The organism is Devosia sp. Leaf420, assembly GCF_001425445.1.
Taxonomy (GTDB): Bacteria; Pseudomonadota; Alphaproteobacteria; order Rhizobiales; family Devosiaceae; genus Devosia.
The window spans coordinates 301,217-321,029 of record NZ_LMQU01000013.1 but is presented as its reverse complement, the minus strand read 5'-3'; the positions used below and the strand labels follow the sequence as shown (position 1 = coordinate 321,029).

General features: G+C 59.7%; 22 protein-coding genes. 15 read left to right on the top strand and 7 right to left on the bottom strand.

Annotation, left to right across the window (positions count from 1 at the left end):
* Positions 1 to 73: 73 nt before the first annotated feature.
* The 6 genes from ASG47_RS17490 (at position 74) to ASG47_RS17465 (ending at position 5,066) form a co-directional block, all read left to right on the top strand.
* On the top strand, positions 74 to 526 hold the full coding sequence (locus tag ASG47_RS17490) for an iron-sulfur cluster assembly scaffold protein (RefSeq protein WP_061911399.1): 453 nt from the start codon (positions 74 to 76) through the stop codon (positions 524 to 526).
* Positions 526 to 837, top strand: coding sequence for a membrane protein insertion efficiency factor YidD (gene yidD, locus ASG47_RS17485; protein WP_061911397.1), 312 nt, complete (start codon positions 526 to 528; stop codon positions 835 to 837). The genes ASG47_RS17490 and yidD overlap by 1 nt, the downstream gene beginning before the upstream one ends.
* A gap of 161 nt (positions 838 to 998) precedes the next feature.
* Positions 999 to 2,987 (top strand): threonine--tRNA ligase, encoded by a 1,989-nt coding sequence (gene thrS / locus ASG47_RS17480; protein WP_061911618.1) that lies wholly within the window; start codon positions 999 to 1,001, stop codon positions 2,985 to 2,987.
* A gap of 1 nt (position 2,988) precedes the next feature.
* Positions 2,989 to 3,213, top strand: a complete 225-nt coding sequence (locus ASG47_RS17475; RefSeq protein WP_061911395.1) for a hypothetical protein — start codon at positions 2,989 to 2,991, stop codon at positions 3,211 to 3,213.
* A gap of 20 nt (positions 3,214 to 3,233) precedes the next feature.
* Positions 3,234 to 3,665: an alternative ribosome rescue aminoacyl-tRNA hydrolase ArfB gene (gene arfB, locus ASG47_RS17470; protein WP_061911393.1), complete on the top strand. Its 432-nt coding sequence runs from the start codon at positions 3,234 to 3,236 to the stop codon at positions 3,663 to 3,665.
* A gap of 24 nt (positions 3,666 to 3,689) precedes the next feature.
* Positions 3,690 to 5,066 (top strand): phosphomannomutase, encoded by a 1,377-nt coding sequence (locus ASG47_RS17465; protein WP_061911391.1) that lies wholly within the window; start codon positions 3,690 to 3,692, stop codon positions 5,064 to 5,066.
* Positions 5,067 to 5,158: 92 nt separating this feature from the next.
* Here ASG47_RS17465 and ASG47_RS17460 read toward each other — a convergent pair whose 3' ends face one another.
* Both ASG47_RS17460 and ASG47_RS17455 read right to left on the bottom strand, forming a co-directional pair.
* On the bottom strand, positions 5,159 to 6,958 hold the full coding sequence (locus tag ASG47_RS17460; protein WP_061911389.1) for a hypothetical protein: 1,800 nt from the start codon (positions 6,956 to 6,958) through the stop codon (positions 5,159 to 5,161).
* A 110-nt stretch (positions 6,959 to 7,068) separates the two neighbouring features.
* Positions 7,069 to 7,803 carry a rhomboid family intramembrane serine protease gene (locus ASG47_RS17455; RefSeq protein WP_082511818.1) on the bottom strand — a complete coding sequence of 245 codons (735 nt, stop codon included), beginning with the start codon at positions 7,801 to 7,803 and terminating at the stop codon, positions 7,069 to 7,071.
* Positions 7,804 to 7,963: 160 nt separating this feature from the next.
* On the opposite strand from ASG47_RS17455, the gene ASG47_RS17450 reads away from it, so the two are divergent.
* From ASG47_RS17450 to ASG47_RS17440, 3 genes are all read left to right on the top strand, one after another.
* Complete coding sequence (locus tag ASG47_RS17450) at positions 7,964 to 8,638, top strand: PAS domain-containing protein (RefSeq protein WP_162243273.1); 675 nt, start codon at positions 7,964 to 7,966, stop codon at positions 8,636 to 8,638.
* 70 nt (positions 8,639 to 8,708) lie between these two features.
* Positions 8,709 to 9,332, top strand: a complete 624-nt coding sequence (locus tag ASG47_RS17445; RefSeq protein ID WP_061911383.1) for a PilZ domain-containing protein — start codon at positions 8,709 to 8,711, stop codon at positions 9,330 to 9,332.
* Between the two features lie 211 nt (positions 9,333 to 9,543).
* Positions 9,544 to 10,167 (top strand): transglutaminase-like cysteine peptidase, encoded by a 624-nt coding sequence (locus ASG47_RS17440; protein ID WP_061911381.1) that lies wholly within the window; start codon positions 9,544 to 9,546, stop codon positions 10,165 to 10,167.
* A gap of 120 nt (positions 10,168 to 10,287) precedes the next feature.
* Here ASG47_RS17440 and ASG47_RS17435 read toward each other — a convergent pair whose 3' ends face one another.
* Positions 10,288 to 10,608, bottom strand: a complete 321-nt coding sequence (locus tag ASG47_RS17435) for a DUF6949 family protein (protein ID WP_061911379.1) — start codon at positions 10,606 to 10,608, stop codon at positions 10,288 to 10,290.
* Positions 10,609 to 10,721: 113 nt separating this feature from the next.
* On the opposite strand from ASG47_RS17435, the gene ASG47_RS17430 reads away from it, so the two are divergent.
* On the top strand, positions 10,722 to 11,378 hold the full coding sequence (locus ASG47_RS17430; protein ID WP_061911377.1) for a hypothetical protein: 657 nt from the start codon (positions 10,722 to 10,724) through the stop codon (positions 11,376 to 11,378).
* A gap of 16 nt (positions 11,379 to 11,394) precedes the next feature.
* Here ASG47_RS17430 and ASG47_RS17425 read toward each other — a convergent pair whose 3' ends face one another.
* The 3 genes from ASG47_RS17425 to ASG47_RS17415 form a co-directional block, all read right to left on the bottom strand.
* Complete coding sequence (locus tag ASG47_RS17425; RefSeq protein WP_061911375.1) at positions 11,395 to 11,613, bottom strand: DUF3126 family protein; 219 nt, start codon at positions 11,611 to 11,613, stop codon at positions 11,395 to 11,397.
* Positions 11,614 to 11,725: 112 nt separating this feature from the next.
* Positions 11,726 to 12,550 (bottom strand): serine O-acetyltransferase, encoded by an 825-nt coding sequence (gene cysE / locus ASG47_RS17420; protein ID WP_061911373.1) that lies wholly within the window; start codon positions 12,548 to 12,550, stop codon positions 11,726 to 11,728.
* An 80-nt stretch (positions 12,551 to 12,630) separates the two neighbouring features.
* Positions 12,631 to 13,401 carry an alpha/beta fold hydrolase gene (locus ASG47_RS17415; RefSeq protein ID WP_061911372.1) on the bottom strand — a complete coding sequence of 257 codons (771 nt, stop codon included), beginning with the start codon at positions 13,399 to 13,401 and terminating at the stop codon, positions 12,631 to 12,633.
* Between the two features lie 148 nt (positions 13,402 to 13,549).
* Between ASG47_RS17415 and ASG47_RS17410 the strand changes: the two genes are divergently transcribed.
* The 5 genes from ASG47_RS17410 to ASG47_RS17390 all read left to right on the top strand — a co-directional run bounded on the left by ASG47_RS17410 (position 13,550) and on the right by ASG47_RS17390 (position 18,459).
* Positions 13,550 to 13,795 carry a zinc-finger domain-containing protein gene (locus ASG47_RS17410; protein WP_061911369.1) on the top strand — a complete coding sequence of 82 codons (246 nt, stop codon included), beginning with the start codon at positions 13,550 to 13,552 and terminating at the stop codon, positions 13,793 to 13,795.
* Between the two features lie 8 nt (positions 13,796 to 13,803).
* Complete coding sequence (locus tag ASG47_RS17405) at positions 13,804 to 14,988, top strand: FAD-dependent monooxygenase (RefSeq protein ID WP_061911367.1); 1,185 nt, start codon at positions 13,804 to 13,806, stop codon at positions 14,986 to 14,988.
* A gap of 76 nt (positions 14,989 to 15,064) precedes the next feature.
* Complete coding sequence (locus tag ASG47_RS17400) at positions 15,065 to 16,399, top strand: TCR/Tet family MFS transporter (RefSeq protein ID WP_061911365.1); 1,335 nt, start codon at positions 15,065 to 15,067, stop codon at positions 16,397 to 16,399.
* On the top strand, positions 16,374 to 16,859 hold the full coding sequence (locus ASG47_RS17395; RefSeq protein WP_061911617.1) for a GNAT family N-acetyltransferase: 486 nt from the start codon (positions 16,374 to 16,376) through the stop codon (positions 16,857 to 16,859). Before ASG47_RS17400 ends, ASG47_RS17395 begins: the two co-directional genes overlap by 26 nt.
* 31 nt (positions 16,860 to 16,890) lie before the next feature.
* Positions 16,891 to 18,459, top strand: coding sequence for a cryptochrome/photolyase family protein (locus ASG47_RS17390; protein WP_061911363.1), 1,569 nt, complete (start codon positions 16,891 to 16,893; stop codon positions 18,457 to 18,459).
* A 3-nt stretch (positions 18,460 to 18,462) separates the two neighbouring features.
* Here the strand turns inward: ASG47_RS17390 and ASG47_RS17385 are convergent, their stop codons facing one another.
* Entirely contained in the window at positions 18,463 to 19,791 is a 1,329-nt protein-coding gene (locus ASG47_RS17385) for a chloride channel protein (RefSeq protein ID WP_061911361.1), read from the bottom strand.
* Between the last annotated feature and the right edge of the window lie 22 nt (positions 19,792 to 19,813).

The following is a 19,813-nucleotide window of genomic DNA, read 5'->3' as shown; positions in this document are numbered from 1 at the left end:
AAACCCTGGCAGTCCTCGCCGGAGCCTCTATATAGAAGGCGTACAAGACGGGAACAAGAAGCCAGTTTTTCCAATGGCGCTTATTGAGCTCTATTCAGACAAGATTCTCGACATCGCCGGCAACGCGCCGCAGCCGGGACGGCTGCCAGCGCCCCAAGCTTCGGCGCGGAAGGTTAGCCGCGTTTGCGGATCACTGATCGAGGTGGATGTCGTCGTAACCGATGGGATCATCTCGGCCTATGGGCATGAGGTATCGGCATGTGCCCTGGGACAGACCTCGGCAGCGATCGTGGCGCGGGAAATCGTCGGCACGCCGGTCGAAACGTTTTTGGCGGTGAGCCAGCAGATGCGTGACATGCTCAAGGGCGAGGGCCATGCGCCGGATGGAAAATGGTCGGACCTAGGATATCTCGAAGCTGTCCGCGACTATCCGGCGCGGCATGCCTCAACGCTGCTGGTGTTTGAAGCCACCTCTGATGCGTTGAAGAAAATTGATACCGATCAACGCGCTGCAGCGAAAACTTGATGCAACGCGTGATCGATCTGTTCTGGCGCGTCATCGATTTGCCGTTCAAATTTTCGGCCATTTTCCTGATCACCGTATATCGCTACACGCTTTCTGCTTTTGCAGGGCGCACCTGCCGGCACTTGCCGACGTGTTCGGAATATACGCGGGATGCCATATGGCACTTCGGTTTCTGGCCCGGTGGGTGGATGGGGCTGTCGCGCTTTGTGCGCTGCCGTCCGGGCGGAACGCACGGGTATGATCCGTTGCCGGAGGCTGTGCCGGTCGACGCGAAGTGGTATGCGCCTTGGAGTTATGGGCGGTGGAAGTAGGCCGCTGCACCGACTAGTTGGCTAGCAAGTCTTTGAAGTGCTTGCGCCCAAGCAATGACAGCAGTGCGCCCCAAAGGGCTGGCACGATGGCAAAAGCGTGCTATTCAGGCCGCCTTGTGGCGATTTCGCGCTGCAATTATCCCAATTTCTGGAGATCCAAAATGACGATCAAGGTGACGTTCCCCGATGGTGCAGCTCGCGAATATCCGCGCGGCACCACCGGCACCACCGTGGTCGAGGGCATCTCCAAGAGCCTCGCCAAAAAAACCATCGCCATGCGCTGGAACGGCGTCGTTTCCGATCTTTCGGATGCGCTCGAGGCTGACGGCAAGATCGAGTTCGTGACGCGCGATTCCGGGTCCAAGGACGCGCTCGAGCTTATCCGCCACGACGCCGCGCACGTGCTGGCCGAGGCTGTTCAGGAGCTGTGGCCCGATACGCAGGTGACGATCGGCCCCGTGATCGAAAACGGCTTTTATTACGACTTTTTCCGCAAAGCCGGGCCGTTCACCGAAGATGAGCTGCGCGTCATCGAAAAGAAGATGAGTGAAATCATCGATCGCGGTGCTGCCTTCACCAAGGAAGTGTGGACGCGCGACCAGGCCAAGGACTTCTTCCGCGCCAAGGGCGAAGAGTTCAAGGTCGAGCTGGTCGACGCGATTCCGGCTGACCAATCGCTCAAGATGTACAAGCAGGGTCAGTGGATCGATCTTTGCCGCGGCCCGCATATGCGGACCGTGAAGGATGTCGGCCAGGCGTTCAAGCTGACCAAGGTTGCCGGCGCCTATTGGCGTGGCGATAGCAATCGCCCGGTACTTTCGCGCATTTACGGCACGGCGTTCGCGACCAAGGAAGAGCTCGACGCGTATCTCGTCATGGTGGAAGAGGCGGAAAAGCGCGACCATCGCAAGATCGGCCAGGACCTGGACCTGTTCCACTTTCAGGCCGAGGCGCAGGGCTCGGTGTTCTGGCATCCACGCGGCTTCACCATCTACAACCAGATGGAAGCCTATATCCGCCGTCGACTGAATTCGTCGGGCTATGTCGAGGTGAAAACCCCGCAATTGATGCACGCCAAGTTCTGGGAACAATCCGGGCACTGGGGCAAGTATCGCGAGAACATGTTCGTCGTACCCGATGTCGTCCCGAACACGGATGAGGAAGGTCCGGTGTTTGAGGACGTCGGCGATTTGCTGGCGCTCAAGCCGATGAACTGCCCGGCCCACGTGCAGATCTTCAACCAGGGCATCAAGAGCTATCGCGACCTGCCGCTGCGCATGGCCGAGTTCGGCTGCTGTCACCGCAACGAGGCCCATGGTGCGCTCCATGGTCTGATGCGCGTGCGGCAGATGACCCAGGACGACGCGCATATCTTCTGCCGCGAAGACCAGATCCAGAGCGAGACGGAGCACTTCGTCCACCTGCTCTATTCGGTCTATGGACATCTTGGCTTCGACAATGTCGTCATCAAGCTCGCGACGCGGCCGGAGAAATTCGGCGGCACCATCGAGCGTTGGGATGCAGCCGAAAAGGCGCTGGGCGATGCCCTGCGCGCGACCGGCTACGATTTCGAGATCGCCGAGGGCGAAGGCGCGTTCTATGCGCCCAAGCTCGAATTCCACCTCAAGGACGCCATCGGTCGGTCCTGGCAGGTCGGTACGCTGCAGCTCGACTATGTGCTGCCCGAACGCCTCAACGCGACCTATGTCGCCGAGGATGGCTCACGGCAGTTTGCCGTGATGCTGCATCGCGCGATTCTCGGATCGCTGGAGCGGTTTATCGGCATTCTGATCGAAAACCATGCCGGCAAGATGCCGATGTGGCTGGCGCCGACCCAAGTTGTGGTTGCGACCATCGTTTCGGAAGCTGACGAGTATGGCCAGAGGCTGGTCAACCAGCTCCGGGCCGTAGGCATCCGTGCCGAGCTCGATACGCGCAACGAGAAGATCAACTACAAGGTGCGCGAGCATTCGGTGCAGAAGGTGCCGCTGATGTTCGTGGTGGGCAAGCGCGAGGCCGAGGAAGGCACGGTTTCCGTGCGTCGTCTCGGCACCGAGGGCCAACAGGTCATGCCATCGATGGAAGCGATCGTTTCGCTTCTAACCGAGGCGACCCCGCCTGATCTCAAGGACAAGGCGCAGGCGGCTTAAGATGCCGCAGCGTCCGTCCAATAGAGAAATGAAGGCACTGTTTCATCTGGGCGAGGACAAGGTCCTCGGCCCGGATGACTTCAAGGATATCGGCGAAAAAACCTTTGCCGGTATGCTGAAGAAGAAGTGGGTGGAAGAGGTTGAGCCGGGAAAATTCCGGACGACCGAAAAAGGCCGCGTCATCCATGATGAAGAGGTCTATTTCACTGGGCGCTGGAAGCGCTGAGGACAAGAAGGAGCGGGTCGATGGCTGATCCGATTGCCATAACCCGCTCCGTTTCCATCGATCCCGGCGAGATCGAGGAGACTTTCGTGCGCGGCTCCGGGCCCGGCGGACAGAACGTCAATAAGGTCGCAAGCGCTGTGCAACTGCGCTTTGATCTCGAAAATTCTCCCAATATTCCCGAGCCGATGAAGCGGCGCGTGGCGGCACTGGCGGGCAGCCGGATGACCAAGGATGGCGTGATCGTCATTCTGGCCAATATCCATCGCGACCAGCCGCTCAATCGTGCCGAGGCGCAGGCGCGGCTCGTGGCGCTGCTGCGCGAAGGCGCCTATCCACCAAAACCGCGGATCGCGACGCGACCGACGCTCGCCTCCAAGACGCGCCGACTCGATGCCAAATCCAATCGCTCCAGCATAAAGAACGGACGCGGACGGCCGCAATTCGAAGATTAGTTTTCTGACATCGGGGACAGTGTCATGAGTTTGAAGTTTGGGACCAGTGGCGTGCGTGGCCTCGTGGTCGATCTCGAAGGCCAACCGGCGCGCCGCTATGTGACGGCGTTTTTGCGGCATTTGCAAACGTCGGGGCAGATGGCAGGCGGGCGTGTGCTGTTCGGCTATGACCTGCGACCCTCCAGCCCGGCGATTGCCGAGGATTGCCTCGCGGCGATTGCCCATGCCGGGTTCGAGCCGGTGGATTGTGGCGCGGTGCCGACGCCGGCGCTGGCATTGCAGGCGATGACGACCGGGAGCGCTGCGGTGATGATCACCGGCAGCCATATTCCCGCCGATCGCAATGGTCTAAAATTTTACAAACCGGCCGGCGAAGTCAGCAAGGCTGATGAAGCGGGTATCGTCGCGTCACTGTCGGATATCGATGTGCCGGACTACGATGAATCGGTGCTCGACGAAAATGAAGAAACGCTGGAAGCCTATCGGGATCGCTGCGTCGATCTGTTGCCAGGCGGTGCGCTAGAGGGGTTCAAGATCGGGGTTTTCGAGCACTCGACGGTGTCCCGAGTACTGATGGGCGAAGTGCTGGCGGCACTTGGCGCAAAAGTTGTGTCGCTGGGGCGGAGCGATGTGTTCGTACCGGTGGATACCGAGGCATTTTCGGATGCCCTGTTCGCTCCCCTGACCGGCTGGGTGCGTGAGCATGAGCTTGATGCGATAGTTTCAGCTGACGGCGATGCGGACCGGCCGCTGGTGATGGATGGCAGCGGCAATTTCGTGCGCGGCGATGCGCTGGGCTTGCTGGCGGCACGGTTCTTGTCGGCAAAGACTGTGGTAACGCCGGTGACGTCGAATTCGGCTATCGAGCGCACTGGCTACTTTGTGGAAGTCGTTCGAACCCGCGTCGGCTCGCCCTTTGTCGTCGCGGAGATGGAAAAGGCCGAGAAAGTCGTCGGCTTCGAGGCCAATGGTGGGACCTTTGTTGGTGAAGGTTTTGACCTCACGGCCCTGCCGACCCGCGACGCGATTCTGCCGGTCATTGCTGCGCTCGGCCTAGCCGCGGCGGAAAAGATTTCGGTGGCAGAACTAGTGGCACGGTTGCCGTTGCAGGTGGCGGTGGCAGACCGGTTGCAGAACGTGCCGGGCGATCGCAGTGGGCCATTTCTTGAGCGTCTGCAAAAAGATAGCGGGTACGCGGCAGAGGTTTTTGCGCCCCATGAGATCGCCAGTGTGAATGCCATCGACGGGCTGCAATTCCATCTCAAGAGCGGCGAGACGGTACATTTCCGCGCCTCGGGCAATGCGCCGGAGTTACGCTCTTATGTCGAAGCTGGGACAGCGGACCGGGCCGCGGAATTGTTGGCTTGGTCTATGGGAGCGCTGGAGAAGGCGGTTCGCTAAGAACCTCGGCTATCGTCCCGGCGCAGGGATCCATTTTGAGCGGAAGCGAATTCCCAAAGACTTGGGGCGGCCTTGTGAGCCGCCCCTTTTATTTATTTCGCTGCGGCGGTGATATTCACCTTGTCGATTAGAACCGTGGGATCCTGTTCGGCGGCCATGAAGTCAGCCATGCCGAGACCGGGATCTTCCTTGGCTTCAATGGCGATGTTGAGCGACTTGGCCCTGCCGCTGACGAACTGGTTGATCGCCTGACCGAGCTTGGCCGCGTCGGCAGCGCCAGCCATCATGCCGACAACAGTGCCTTCAGCGAGACCGGCGAAGACCGGGCGCAACGTTGCGGGGTCAGTGCCCTGCTCCGCTCCGACGACCGCGAGGATGATGTCCGAGAGGCCAGAATCGGTGACGTCGAGGTTGAGTGCCTTGACCGCGATCCCCATGCCGGCAGCGATGGCTTCATTCTCATCGAGCGAGAACAAGGCTTCAGTCGCATTGGCGAAAGTACCGGTCAGCACAATGTTCGCCAGATCTTTGCCGGTGACGGAAATCTCGCTAACGTCGATCGTGTCGGTTGCTTCGTCCCAGGTCGCGGCAAAGCGGAAGCCGGCGTCGATGTCCTTGATGCCGAGCGAGATCAACTGCTGCAGTTGCGGATCGCCGCTTTCTTCCGGCAGCGCCGCCTTGATACCCGTGGCGGAGGTATCGATCATGCCTGGGATGCCGTTGACATAATTGCCCAGCGTCAGGTCGAAATTGTCGATGTCAAAGACGACGCGCTCACCATCAGCTTCGGGGTCGGGGATATCGACCGACAGTCCGGCGAAGGAGAACCCTTCGAACGACGGGACCAAAGTGCGGGCATTGGCATCGAACCAAGCCTCGTCCACTTCGGCAGGAACATTGGCGAGCGCCTCGATGGTCGAGGTCATATCGAACTGTTTGACGGTGACGTTATCGATGGAGACTGCGCCATTGCCCTCGACCGACACGTCAAAACCATCCATCGAAATTTGCGGATAGATGCCGGGGGTCATGCCGCCCATCGTGACATTGCCAACGTTGAAGGTCATCGGCTGACCCTGGTCATCCTGCCCGTCACAGGCAAAACCTTCGAAGGTGAAGGGATCGCTTTCGAATGCCGTAAGGAAATCGGCATACATCTTGACGAACTCGCCGAACAGCGCCGGATCGGCCATATCGGGATCCGCTTCCATCCGCTGCGCTAGATGGACGAACTCGATAACCGACGTCTTGAGCGGACGTCCGCGGACGCCGCCACCTTCGAAAGGACCGATTTCACAGGTCATTTCGGGCGCTTCGAACGTGCCGCCTTCCATCTTGAAATCGGAATAGAGCGTCTGCATTTCATCGGACTGGCCGGCGTCGACGAGGCCATAGATGCCGAGAATTCCGCGGATGTTGAAATTGCTGACCGATGTTGCGCCCCAATCGGCGCCACCTTCGGGCATGGTCATTCCCGTACCGCCGAGGCTGGCACTGGCGGCCACCCCATCAACCACGTCTTCGAGGACGAGATCGGTAAAGGTCAGGACGGCTTCCTGAGATTTCCCTTCGACCGTCGAGGTGATGTTGATGGAAATTTCCGGAACGGTGATGCTGTCCGCGTTGAGGGTGCTCAAGGCTTCCGCATTCGTTTCTATGTCGCCGGAGAGAATGGTTTTGATGGTGTCGCCATCGATCGACGAATTGACCGCATCGACCGTCGGGATCGACACGGAAACATCATCGATCGAGGATTCCTGGGTTGCCGGGGCACTCGTGTGCTTGTCCTTGGTCTTCTGCGCCCAGGCGGGGGCTGCAGGTAGAGCAACGCTGACGAGACATGCAACGGTGACCGCTGCCAGAGTGCGTCTCGACATGAATTTCAAAGTCATGTGGTTCTCCCGGTTGTGGGCGGACCTTGCACCGTGCCGCCGATCTCTAGCCAAAGGAATATCCGCCTATCCGCGTGCAGGCAAATGCTGCGGCCGCGGCAAGCGGAGCCTCACGTGCGCCGTTCGAAAAGGCGAACCATCAGGAAGCCGGTCAAGAAGCCCCCGAGATGTGCCTGCCAGGCGACACCAAGGCTTGTGCCCATCAAAAGTGGCGCCAAGGGGACCGCAGCGTTGAGGAGAAGCCAGATGAGGGTGAAAAAGCGCGACCGCGGATTGACGAAAGTCTCGCGCATGCTCGCAAGACGCCTGCCGAGGACGATGCGCTGGCCAGTCTCTGGATGCTGCGCGTAGAGAATAGGCTGGAAAATGAAGCGCACGGCAGCACCGGTCAGCCCCGCCACACCACCGGAAGCGCCGATGAGATAGGCGCCGGAATAAAGCGATGTCGCAGCGAACGCGGCGGCGCCGCCGGCGGCGGAGAGCAAGAAAATGGCGAGCATGGGCCCTGCCCCATAACGTCGCACCACTGGGCTTGCAAATATGACGAGCCAGGCAACGTTGACGAGCAGATGGTCCCAACCGCCGTGGAGAAAAGCGTGAGAAAATGGGGTCCAAATCAGTGGTATTGCGACGCTTAGATCCTGGGCGGCGAGGACGATCCGCAGCGGCTGAAACGCGAACCAAAAATAGAGCTGGGTCTGCCCTTCTTCGTTAAGGACCATGGTTGCAGCGACATGAATCGCTGTCAGAATTCCGACAAGTACCGTAACGGATGCCGGTAACAGGAAGATCGGCTCGCGCGCGGGACGTCCAGAAGAACCGGGCGTTTGGTCTAATTCGCTCATCCACAGTCTCCCAGAGCCCACGGCTCCTTGGCTTACGCTGGTCTTTTCCACATTGAGACACCCGCGTTAACCTTAATTAATGTTTAAGCAGGCAATCGCCCGACCGATTTGCCATTGTCACGACGCGGCAGACGACTCTCACGGCGAGAGGTTGCCTCTCATGACAAAGCGGGTCCGAACCATGCAGATGCCGAGCACCAATACGCTCTATACCTATTGGAACACGATTCGTGGTGCGCGCAGCGCGCCCGACCGTAAGGATATCGATCCGACCCGCATCCGTGAGGCACTGGCTAATACGTTCATTCTCGAACTCAACGAGGACGACAAGTTTTCCTTCCGCCTTGCCGGCTCGCACCTCTGCACCAGCTATTGCCGCGAATTGAAGGGCCGGTCGTTCTCGGCTCTCTGGCATGATCGCGACCAGGATGCGATGGATACGCTGATCCGCGCCGTGACCGAAGACCACGCCGTGGCGCTCGTGACCTTCCAGGGCACCACTGCCCTTCACACCAAGACCTCGTTCGAACTGATCCTGATGCCGCTCCGTCATAATGGCTCGAGCCATACGCGGATTCTCGGGGCGATGACCGCTCAGGACGAACCCTATTGGTTGGGCGTACAGCCGATCGCCGAGCAGCGTATCACCGGGCTTCGCCTAATCTGGCCGGACGAAATGCCGCGTGAGGAATCGATGCGGGAAGTCGCTGCCAATGTCGTCAACGATATCGGTTTTGCACCAGCAGCGCCGATCGGCGCCATGCAGACGACCCTTTATGGCCGCAGCGCACGTCGTTACGCACACCTCGCCGTCATCGATGGTGGGCGCCACTAACCCAACCATGCGTTAACCCAGAATCGGTATCCTGCTTGCATTAGGTGCTGTAGGCAGGAACCGGTAGCGCATGCTTAGTGACGATCTGGATTCCCCCCGCAATCTTGCTTTCGGGCAAGAGAACCGCTTTCAACGCGTCAAGGTCTCGATCCTTGGCCGCTATATGCTTGCGGATCGACGCGAATTTCCCTGCCAAGTTTTAGAGATGTCGCCGGGCGATGCTTTCCTCATCGCACCGGTCTCCGGCGCAGAGGGCGAGCGCATCATCGCCTATCTCGATCATCTCGGCCGCATCGAGGGCACGCTACAATCCCACGCGGACGGCGGATTCACGATGGATATCTCCGCAACGCAGCGCAAGCGCGACAAGATGGCGGCGCAGCTCACCTGGCTCGCCAACAAGGATATCCTCAATCTGCCAGAGGATCGCCGGCACGAACGCGTCGTGCCTGATCTGCGTCACTCGACTGTCGTGCTCGATGACGGTCGGCGCTACAATTGCAAGATCATCGACATTTCGCTCTCGGGTGCTGCCGTCGAGCTCGACGTGCGACCGGCAATGGGCACGCCGATCACAATTGGCCGCATGCGCGCGCGGGTCGTCCGTCACTTCCAGAATGGCGTCGCAGTGGAATTTGCGGCGGCGCAGGAAATGCTCAACGTTGTGCAGCAGAACCTGCGCATGATGAGCTGAGGGTTCACACAGTTCAGAACTGAAAAAGGACGCGCTGGTCGCGTCCTTTTTTATTGGCGTTTGAGGCCGCGAAGACAGCGTAAACCAGACGTTACGCGCTCGGCTAAAACACGGCTCAAATTCAACTCAAACACGCATAAAAACTGCGCTCTAGTTTTCGGAGCGGGGCAATCGGCGGTCCTTAGCGTGGTCTCCATCAGGAGATCGCATAATGACAATCAATTTCAGGCGCCTAGGCGCCGCGGGGATAGCGGTAGCAGCGCTAGCGGGCTGGGCCCAGCCAAGCGCAGCGCTCGACTTCACCAATGCCGCCTATATCCAGGTTGCATCCACCAATACGTCTATTCCTGTCGGCCATCTCGATTTTTGCCGCCAGCGCCCCGGCGAGTGCATGCCCAATAGCGTCGTCGAGTCTGCCGTGACTCTGAATGAGACCAATTGGCAGCAGCTCGTATCGATCAACGCGCACTTCAACCAGACCATCATCCCGGTGACCGATCAGGAACTTTACCAGGTCGAAGAATTCTGGACCTATCCGACCAGCGGCTATGGCGACTGCGAGGATTTTGTTCTCGCCAAGCGCCGCGCGCTGATCGAGGCCGGATGGCCGGTGAGCACGCTGCTGATTTCCGTCGTGCGCCAGACCGATGGCAGCGGCCATGCCGTGCTGATGGTCCGCACCGATCGCGGCGACCTCGTGCTCGACAATCAGGACGGAGCGATCCGGCTCTGGAATGAGACGCCGTACCAATACCTCAAGCGCCAGACCCAGGCCAATGCCGGCCAGTGGGTCGATATGCTGGACGATCGCACGACCATCGTCGCCGCGAACTAGTACGGCGCTTGAGCTAGAGTTTCCGGGCCCCGCCCATCTGATCCCTGATAGGGGCCTGAAGAACAAAGCCGGCTCTCGCTTAGCGAGGCCGGCTTTGTTGTGTTTGAGATTGGCTAGACGTCAGCGAAAGAACGCGACGTAAAAGCTCATGAAGAAAAGACCGGTGACGAAAGCCCATGTAAAGGCGACGAGCGCGCCAATGAGGGCCGAGGTCATGGACAAAGTGCTGTCGTCTTCATGCTGCCAGCCCATATGCAACATGATGTAAGGACCGCAGACAATGCTCATCGCAAGGTGACCAACCGCGCCCCAGAGGCTTCGGCCGTCGAGCCGCAGCATGGCCTGCTGTCGGGCGACGCCCTGGTATAAATGCGTACCCGCTGCGGCAATGGAAAGCCCCACGCCCATGATGAAGGCCGCAAGAAGTAGTTCGCGCGTCATCAAAGCCTCCTCAGCCGCCGACCCTCGGCAGAACCCAACTTAACGCTTTGGTAACCATATTGCGGCTGAAGTGAAGTGTCACCTCCGCTTCCGAAAACTGGTTAATACCGGTCATGTCCGCGACATCCCATTCGAACACGGCTCAAGGCCAGATTTCGGGCTTGATGCAAAACCTGGCCGGGATCGCGCTCGGCGTGTTGCTGCTGGCTGTCGGTGCGGCCTATCTCGTCGATCAGACAAGCCGACCCGGCGCACGGACGGCCGCTTCGCTGGGCGATGGCAATGCCATCGTACAGACCGTGGGTGGCCGTGAACTAACGATTCCCCAGAACTGGTTTCGCTTTGGCGAGCAGATGCAGACCGGCTTTGTCAGCCAGGTCGATCTATCAGTGCATCTGGCGTCTGGCGTCGTCGATGTGACGCTGGTGCCTCGATCGCGGGCGCGCGCGAGCAGTGAATTGCTCGACAGCGTCTACGTGCATCAATTTGCCAAGGGCACACTTAGTGGCGTGCCGGGGCTCATTGGCCAGACGCTCGGGGGAAGTGGATATGCCGGCGAGGTGCTGTGGTATGACGCGCTGGCTGCTCAGCCATTCGTCGCCAAGTGCATTGCGCCGGTGGAAGTGGATGCCGCAAGTCGCTGCGTGCGTACGGCGCAACTGACATCGGGATTGGCGGCGATCTATAGCTTCGACGCCACGATGCTCACCGACTGGCGAGACTTCGATGCGCAGATGGGGCAGTGGTTACAAAAAATCGGCGCCAACTAGGGCGCCGATCTCAATTCTATTCGATATCGTCGAGATCGATATCGAGGATCGACATCGAGAACATGTAGGACTTGTCGCCGTCTTCATCGTCGAGATGGATGAGACCGATCGACTCGTCGCCAATGAAGACCTCAACGGAATCGTTGAGCTTGGCGCGCGGACGCACGTCGATGTTCTTGTTGTTGAATTTCTGTTGCAGGAATTTCTGCAGCTTGATGATCTCGGGATGGTTCACGGCAATCGTCCTGCTGTTGGGTTGGCGCGCAATCTAGTGACTGAGCGGATGCTGACAACCCCTGCCCCAGCCATTTTAGCGGTAACAACGCACGGCAGAGACTTGCCGTCGCTTATGGGTTCTCGTGAACCAGCACCATCTGGTCCATGATCAACGCGGGTTGTGCGCACCCGGCTTCACCAATCACCTTGGCTGGAACGCCCGCGACAGTCGTGCGGGGCGGCACTTCCTTAAGCACCACCGAACCCGCGCCGATGCGCGAGCAATCGCCGACCTGGATATTGCCAAGCACCTTGGCGCCAGCACCAATGAGGACGCCATTGCCGATTTTGGGATGACGATCCTGATCGGCCTTGCCGGTGCCGCCAAGCGTCACGTTCTGCAGCATCGAGACATTGTCGCCGACGACCGCCGTCTCGCCGATGACGAGGCCGGTGCCATGATCGAGCATGATGCCCTTGCCCATGACGACGGCGGGATTGATATCGACTTGGAAGACCTGACTGGCGCGGCTCTGGAGGTAGAGCGCAAAATCGCGGCGGCCGGCCTTTAGGAGGGCATGCGCGAACCGATGTGTCTGGATCGCCTGATAGCCCTTGAAATAGAGCAAGGGCTCGATGGCCCGGTGGCAGGCTGGATCGCGCTCAAGCGTGGCGGCGAGATCGACCCGCGCAGATTCGCCGATGGCCGGAACGTCGCGAAGTATTTCGAGAAAGGTCTGACGGATGATGTCGGCGGAGACGTCTTCGTGATCGAGCCGGGCAGCAAGGCGCTGCGCCAAGGCTTCTTCAAAAGTCTCGTGATTGAGGACGGTCGTCAGCGCCATCTTGCCCAGCGCAGGATCGGTATCCAGAATCTGGCGCGCGCCAGCGCGAACCGCTTCCCAAACGGGATCGACCGATTTGATCTGTGCCGACTTTTGGACGTTGACGCTCATGGGCCGAGCTCCGCTTTATCGAGAAGTACCGATATAAAGCATCTGGTTGCTCAATACAAAGGCCAGGCGCACGGATTGGTTCACGCTTTTATCGCATGAGGAAAAGTCCTCCCCAAAAATTCGAGCGCTGCTGCCTTGAATTTGGTGTCGCCCGTAGCGCGCATATGATCGCGCCGCGGGATCACGAAGGCCTCACCCTGCGGAAGAAGTTCGGCCAGCGGCTCGGGTGGGCCAGCCATCTCGTCGGCTTCGCCGACTGCGACGAGGACCGGAACTTCGATTCGGCGGACATCGGCGCGCGCCATCGGTTGCCGGGACGTTTCCATACAGGCAGCGAGGGCCTCGCGATCAGAACCCGTGTGATTGGCAAAGATGCGAAACTGACGGGCAGTTGGGTGGGTCAGATCAGCGAGGCTTGGAGCACGGAGGCCCGAGATGATGTCGTTTCCGTCCGTGAGGCCATTGATCAGGTTCATGCCCATCCCGCCGAAGATGGCTGCTGCCACCCTCTCTGGATGATCATAGGCGAGAAAGGCAGCAACGCGCGCACCCATGGAATAACCGAGAACCGCGACGCGCGATTCACCAAGGTTATCGAGCAGCGCCAGACTGTCCTCGACCATTCGCTCAGGAAAATAGGCATCGGGATCGTGCGGCTTGTCCGACATGCCATGGCCCCGGTGATCGAAGGTGATGGCCTTGTATCCGGCCCCGACGAGCGTATCGACCCAGCCGGTCTCTATCCAGTTGACGCGCCCGCTTGAGGCAAAGCCATGGATACAAAGGACTGCCGGGCCTTCGCCGGCTGTTTCATAAGCGAGGGAATATCCGCCGGATTGGAACATGGGCATGAGGAAGCTCCTTTGCGCGAGGTCTTATCGCGTGCGGCCTTGCCATGCCACCCTGACGAGCGCGACAACGAGGTGAGCACTGGCCCTTTTCTTCGCGTCGCGGCTTGGCTATGGTCCGCCACAACAAATCGGCCCTATAGGTTAGACCATGGCTCACGGCACCACCCCGCACTTTCACAACACCGATGGCCTGCGCAGCATCGAGGTTGGGTCCAAGGAATTCCAGTGCATCGGCGCCCTGCCCCCGTTTGATCATCCGCATGTCTATCTCGACATGGGCAAGGACACCGAAATCGTCTGCCCCTACTGCTCGACGCTCTATATCTACAAATCCGAGCTGGGCGATGGTCAGTCCAACCCTGCTTCTGCGATCTTCAAGGCGAAGGCTGCCTGAGTTCGACCATGCCCGGCACGGGCCGTAGTTACATCATAGCCGGGGCCGGCATTTCCGGCCTTACGCTGGCGCTGACGCTTGCCAAATTCGGCGCGACAGTCGTCGTGCTGGAGCGCAATAGCGGCATACAAGAAGCCGGTGCTGGCCTCCAGATCAGTCCCAATGCGCGGCGCATTCTTGATCGGCTGGGACTTTCCGAGACACTCTCAACGATTGACCTCGTCCCCCAAGCCCTCGACACCTATAGGCCTGGCGAGACTAGGCCGTTTTTTTCCATGGAACTTGGCGCGCTCATGGAAGAACGCTTCGGCGCGCCATATTCAGTGATGCATCGCGCCGACCTCGCGGAGGCGCTCTATAAAGCGACACGGCGCTTCGCCAATATCGACATCATGTTCGGCGTACGGACCTGGGATATTGCCTCCCACGCCCGCGGGGTGACTGTCGCGATCGATAACGACAGCGGACAGTCGCGAACGACGCGCGCCAATGCTTTTATCGGAGCCGATGGGGTGCACTCTGCAACTCGGCGGCAGTTTCTCGGCGGACCCGAGGCCCAGTTCGGCGGGAGAGTTGCGTGGCGTACGCTGGTTCCTGCCGAGGCCGCGCAGGGGCTGATCGCGATGGATCGGGTCTCGGTATTCTTTGGCGGCGGACATCATCTCGTTTGCTATCCGCTGCCGCATCGCGGTCAGATCAATCTCGCGCTTTTTCTGCCGGGCCAAGCCAAGGATAACCCAAAGGTGCCAATGCTCAAGGGCAAGGCGACGTTTGGAGCGCTGGTGGCTGCTGCGGGAGAAACCTGGACACCATGGCCGCTTTTTACCGTCAAGACGTCGACATGGTACCGCGACAACGTCGGGATCCTTGGGGATGCAGCACACGCCATGGTGCCGTTTCAGGCGCAAGGCGCAGCCATGGGTATCGAGGATGCGGCAACGCTTGGGCCGTTGCTCGTGGATTGCGCAGAACCGGAAACCGCATTCGCGCGTTACGCGACAGCGCGGCAGGCTCGCGTTGAGCGTGTGGCAAAACTTTCGGCCAGCAATGGCCGTATATTTCATATGAAATGGCCGATGTCCGCAGCGCGCGACGCGGTTATGCGGGCACAGGGGCCGCGGGGGCATCTCAACCGCTTGGGATGGATTTATAGCCACGATGTGGCGCCACCGGCAGGCATGCCAGAGCGGTAATGCCTTGCCTTGCACGGCGCCGCTGTGGCAATGCCCTAAGAGACTTTGGGCTGGTTGAAAGGGAACGGAACTCCGCATGCAAGCTGCGACACGCTCCCGACTGGCCCTTGCCTGCATCCTGACCACAGTGCTGATCGACATGATCGGCGTGGGCATTATCGTACCGGTACTGCCCGAACTGTTGGAAGAACTGACGGGCGGCAGCGTTGCCAATGCGGCTGTCATCGGCGGCTATCTGGTTTTCGCCTATGCCTTGATGCAATTCGTGTTTTCGCCGGTCTTGGGAAATCTCTCAGACCGGTTCGGGCGGCGACCGATTCTCCTCGCGTCCCTTTTGGGTTTGACCTTCGACTATCTCATGATGTCGATCGCGCCCTTCGTCTGGTATCTGTTCATCGGACGCATTATCGCTGGCATCGCGGGCGCGGCTTTGGCGACGGCGACGGCTTATATGGCCGACATTACGCCTCCCCATAAACGCACGCACCGTTTTGGGCTTATCGGCGCAGCCTTCGGGTTGGGCTTTATCATCGGGCCAGTGATTGGCGGCGAATTGGGCGAACTCGGGCCGCGCGTACCGTTCTACGCGGCCGCAGGTTTGGCTTTCGCAAATTTCCTCTTCGGGCTTTTGGTTCTTCCCGAAAGTCTGCCCAAGGCCAATCGCCGCAAGTTCAATATCAAGCGCGCCAATCCGCTGGGTGCCGTGGTTGCGCTGCGGCGTTACCCTTCGGTGCTGTGGCTGCTTGGCGTGCTGTTTTTCCTTCAGCTTGCGACGCAGGCCCTGCCGACGATCTTCAGCTATTTCACGGTCGAGGTGTTCAATTTCACCTCCTCGACGATCGGGCGCACGCTGGGGGCTTTCGGTATCGGCTTTGCGTTCAGCCAGGCGGTTCTGACGGGACCCTTATCGAAGGGCATCGGCGAGCCCGCCGTGGCCATTGTCGGGCTCATGGCCGCGGCTGCCGCCTTTGCAGGTATCGCCTTCTCGACCGATGTCTATCACCTCTATCTGTTCATCGCCGTTGGCACGGTCAGCGGTCTCGCGCCGCCTGCGATCAATGGCCTCCTGTCGCGGCAGGTGCCGGACAACAGCCAGGGCGAGTTGCAGGGCGCTGTGAATGCCGCAAGCTCCTTGGCAACGATCATTGGGCCCTTGGGGGCAACGCAGATCTTTTCCTACTATTCGGACTCTTCGGGCACGGGTCACTACTTCCCGGGCGCGCCATTCATCGCCTGCGGCATCGCCGTCGTCATTGCGCTCGTGATTTTCGCAGTCGCAGCCTGGCGCTTCGAACTTTCGCATCGACCGAGCATCGCCAACAATCCACACGTGCCCGATCTGCCGCCACCGGGGCAGTTGCGTGTTGCGCCAATCGATGACGACGATGACATCAATCCGCGCCGCCGCTGAGACTGACCGCGAAGCGATTTTGAAGATCATCGCGCCGGTTTTGCGCGCTGGCGAGACCTATGCCGTCGACAGCGACCTGAGTGAAGCCGCCATGCTCGACTACTGGTTCCTGCCGGCGCACGAGGTTTTCGTAGCGGTGGATGATGGTCAGGTCGTCGGGACATACTACTTGATGGCCAACCAGCGGGGCGGCGGGCAGCACGTCGCCAATTGCGGCTATATGGTTTCGTCGGCAGCTCAAGGGCGTGGTCTGGCACAGGCTATGTGCGAGCATTCCCAGGACATCGCGAAAGCACGGGGCTTTCTTGCCATGCAATTCAACCATGTCGTGTCGAGCAACACGCGCGCCGTGGCACTATGGCAGCGGCTTGGTTTCGACATCGTCGGCACGTTGCCCAAGGCATTTCGTCACCCGGTGCATGGGCTGGTGGATAGCTACGTGATGTTCAAGACCTTCTGAACCGCGGGGCAGCCTGAAGCGTAGATGGTCCATGGCTATTCTCCGTTTCATCCTCGGCGACCAACTCTCGCGAAATCTCGCGACGCTTCGCGATATCGATCGCGAGCACGACGTGGTGCTGATGGCGGAAGTCGGCAGCGAATCGACTGTCGTCGGTTTTCACAAACAAAAACTCGCCTTCATTTATTCGGCGATGCGGCACTTCGCAGATGAGCTTCGGGCTGAAGGCATTCGCGTCGACTACGTCTCGCTGACCGATCCGGAAAATACCCAGAACCTTGAAGGCGAATTGGCGCGGGCGCTGCGGCGGCACGCGGTCGAAAGCGTGGCCGTCACCGAGCCCGGCGCATGGCGGGTCAAAGATATGATGTCGGGCTGGGAAGAGCGGCTTGGCGTAGCCGTTGACGTCCGCGAAGACGACCGCTTCATCTGCAGCCATGCGCGGTTTGCAGCCTGGGCAGACGGCCGAAAGAGCTTTCGTATGGAATATTTCTATCGCGAGATGCGACGCGAAACTGGCCTGCTCATGGAGAGCGGAGGGCCGATCGGTGGTCAATGGAATTTTGACGCAGAGAACCGACAGTCTTTGCCCGACGACTACCGGCCACCGGAGCGATTGCGTTTCAAACCCGATGAAACGACGCGCGCGGTGCTCGATCTGGTGGCTACGAGATACGACAAGAACTTCGGCGATCTTGAGCCATTTGCATGGGCAGTGACTCGCGATGGCGCTCTGGAGGCGCTGGATCATTTCATCGAGCATTGCCTGCCCGACTTTGGCACCTATCAGGACGCCATGAAATCAGGCGAACCGTTTCTCAACCATGGATTGATTTCGCCCTATCTCAATGTCGGTCTGCTCGACCCGCTAGAGGTATGCCGAGCGGCGGAACGGGCTTATCTCGAGGGCGACGTGCCGCTTAATGCAGCCGAGGGATTCATCCGGCAGATCATCGGCTGGCGCGAATATGTGCGCGGAATCTATTGGCTGAAGATGCCGGACTATGCCGGGACGAACCACCTCGAGGCCAAGCGCGACCTGCCTTGGTTTTACTGGTCTGGCAAGACGCGGATGAACTGCCTTGCCAATGCGATCGGTGACACGCAGCGGCATGCCTATGCCCATCATATCCAGCGCCTGATGGTGACGGGCAATTTTGCGCTCTTGGCGGGGATCGAGCCGCGGCAGATCGAGGCCTGGTATCTCGCGGTTTATATCGATGCGTTCGATTGGGTGGAGCTGCCGAACACGCATGGCATGGTGATGTTTGCCGATGGCGGGCTTTTGGCGTCAAAGCCCTATGCGGCCTCAGGCGCCTATATCAACCGAATGTCGGACTACTGCAGCGGTTGCGTCTACAGCCCTGCGACGAAGGACGGCGAAAAGGCCTGTCCGATCACCCTGCTCTACTGGAATTTTCTGATGGAGAACCGTCAAAAGCTGCAGGGGAACAGGCGGATGCTGATGCCGTACCGAAACTTGGATCGTATGGATCCCGCGCAGCGCACGAGTATTCAGGCCCGAGCGAATGCATTCTTGGATGGATTGTCAGCGACTGACGACGAGCCGGCGGAGCCGCAGATGCAACTAGACCTTTAGCGTCTAGCTCTCATTGTCCCGGCACTTGAGTTTTGTATCGAGCGTCGCCCGTAGAAGAATGCGGTGAGCGAGCGCGTGATAGACGCCTTCGCGGCAGACCAGCTTCGAGCAGAAGGTGGCCACCAGTGCACCGATCATCACGGGAAAGATGAGCGCGTGATTTCCAGTCATCTCGGTGACAATGACGAACGCCGTGATCGGCGCTTGGAGGACCGCGGCTAGATATGCGGCCATGCACACGATGGTTAGTGCCGCAATCGGCAGCGGGACCAATGTTTTGACCATCTCGGCGATGCCGGCACCCACTGCAAGTGATGGAGAGAATATGCCGCCAGGAATGCCGCTAACTGACGACAGCAGTGTCGCTAGCAGCTTCAACGGAGCAAAGCCGGCGGGTGCGCCCTCGCCCGCCATAATAGCTTTTGCCTGCTCGGCGCTCGTGCCGAATATACTTCCCCCCGTCACGACTCCACAGACGGCGACACCGAGACCACATAGGACAGCGAAGAGGACTGGATGCGACTTAATCACTTTCCCCACTCTGCCTGGCAGTCCATAAGAAAACGCGATCAGGCCGCGACTGAATAGTCCGCCGGCAAAACCACAGATCGCAGCAACTGGGAGCACCCAGATCCACTGCTGGATATGGCCGAGCGTCACGAGCGATCGACCAAAATACGTATAGTCGCCCACAATCGCGAGCGGGACCAAGCCCGCAACGATCACCGTACCAAGCACGAGGCCGCTGGTCCGCAACTCGAACGAGCGACCCATCTCCTCTATGCCGAACACAATTCCAGCAAGTGGCGCGTTGAAGGCAGCTGCAACGCCCGCTGCAGCGCCAGCAAGCAAAAGACCTGGCTGTCGATGCGGCGCAAAACGGCCGAGCCAGAACATTATCGATGCGCCCACCTGCACCGTTGGTCCCTCACGCCCCGCAGATGCACCGACGAGCAGCCCACCGGAGAGAAGCAACATCTTTGCTGCCGCCAGCTTCGGTGACACCAATTTTGTTTTGCTCTGCTGATCCTTCAGCTGCCGCGCCGCAATGACCTGCGGAATGCCACTACCCTGCGCGCCGTCAAAATAGCGACCCGTGACCCAAGCGAGAAAACCGAACCCCAATGGCGTCACCAGCAAGGGCATATAGGGCCATTGCCTCTGCGCGGACACAAAAAGCGCCATGGCAAAGTCAGCGCCATAAGCGAGCGCGAGGGCGGCAACGCCGACGACAATTCCGCCGACCACAAACAGTGCTCGGCGCCGCAAACGCGGCAACCAAATGCGGTTCACACGGAGATGAAGTGCTCGGCGGAAAGAGCGCTCGGTCATGACTAGCTTCTGAAATGGTTGA

What these genes read in the sequence shown, in the direction of transcription:
- arfB (WP_061911393.1), top strand. Translation starts at nt 3,234, where the DNA reads ATGGCTGATCCGATTGCCATAACCCGCTCCGTTTCCATCGATCCCGGC.
- ASG47_RS17430 (WP_061911377.1), top strand. Translation starts at nt 10,722, where the DNA reads ATGTCCGCGACATCCCATTCGAACACGGCTCAAGGCCAGATTTCGGGC.
- ASG47_RS17385 (WP_061911361.1), bottom strand. Translation starts at nt 19,791, where the DNA reads ATGACCGAGCGCTCTTTCCGCCGAGCACTTCATCTCCGTGTGAACCGC.
- ASG47_RS17390 (WP_061911363.1), top strand. Translation starts at nt 16,891, where the DNA reads ATGGCTATTCTCCGTTTCATCCTCGGCGACCAACTCTCGCGAAATCTC.
- ASG47_RS17410 (WP_061911369.1), top strand. Translation starts at nt 13,550, where the DNA reads ATGGCTCACGGCACCACCCCGCACTTTCACAACACCGATGGCCTGCGC.
- ASG47_RS17465 (WP_061911391.1), top strand. Translation starts at nt 3,690, where the DNA reads ATGAGTTTGAAGTTTGGGACCAGTGGCGTGCGTGGCCTCGTGGTCGAT.
- ASG47_RS17460 (WP_061911389.1), bottom strand. Translation starts at nt 6,958, where the DNA reads ATGACTTTGAAATTCATGTCGAGACGCACTCTGGCAGCGGTCACCGTT.
- ASG47_RS17450 (WP_162243273.1), top strand. Translation starts at nt 7,964, where the DNA reads ATGACAAAGCGGGTCCGAACCATGCAGATGCCGAGCACCAATACGCTC.
- ASG47_RS17400 (WP_061911365.1), top strand. Translation starts at nt 15,065, where the DNA reads ATGCAAGCTGCGACACGCTCCCGACTGGCCCTTGCCTGCATCCTGACC.
- thrS (WP_061911618.1), top strand. Translation starts at nt 999, where the DNA reads ATGACGATCAAGGTGACGTTCCCCGATGGTGCAGCTCGCGAATATCCG.
- cysE (WP_061911373.1), bottom strand. Translation starts at nt 12,550, where the DNA reads ATGAGCGTCAACGTCCAAAAGTCGGCACAGATCAAATCGGTCGATCCC.
- ASG47_RS17415 (WP_061911372.1), bottom strand. Translation starts at nt 13,401, where the DNA reads ATGCCCATGTTCCAATCCGGCGGATATTCCCTCGCTTATGAAACAGCC.
- ASG47_RS17435 (WP_061911379.1), bottom strand. Translation starts at nt 10,608, where the DNA reads ATGACGCGCGAACTACTTCTTGCGGCCTTCATCATGGGCGTGGGGCTT.
- ASG47_RS17395 (WP_061911617.1), top strand. Translation starts at nt 16,374, where the DNA reads ATGACATCAATCCGCGCCGCCGCTGAGACTGACCGCGAAGCGATTTTG.
- ASG47_RS17490 (WP_061911399.1), top strand. Translation starts at nt 74, where the DNA reads ATGGCGCTTATTGAGCTCTATTCAGACAAGATTCTCGACATCGCCGGC.
- ASG47_RS17445 (WP_061911383.1), top strand. Translation starts at nt 8,709, where the DNA reads ATGCTTAGTGACGATCTGGATTCCCCCCGCAATCTTGCTTTCGGGCAA.
- yidD (WP_061911397.1), top strand. Translation starts at nt 526, where the DNA reads ATGCAACGCGTGATCGATCTGTTCTGGCGCGTCATCGATTTGCCGTTC.
- ASG47_RS17475 (WP_061911395.1), top strand. Translation starts at nt 2,989, where the DNA reads ATGCCGCAGCGTCCGTCCAATAGAGAAATGAAGGCACTGTTTCATCTG.
- ASG47_RS17440 (WP_061911381.1), top strand. Translation starts at nt 9,544, where the DNA reads ATGACAATCAATTTCAGGCGCCTAGGCGCCGCGGGGATAGCGGTAGCA.
- ASG47_RS17405 (WP_061911367.1), top strand. Translation starts at nt 13,804, where the DNA reads ATGCCCGGCACGGGCCGTAGTTACATCATAGCCGGGGCCGGCATTTCC.
- ASG47_RS17455 (WP_082511818.1), bottom strand. Translation starts at nt 7,803, where the DNA reads ATGAGCGAATTAGACCAAACGCCCGGTTCTTCTGGACGTCCCGCGCGC.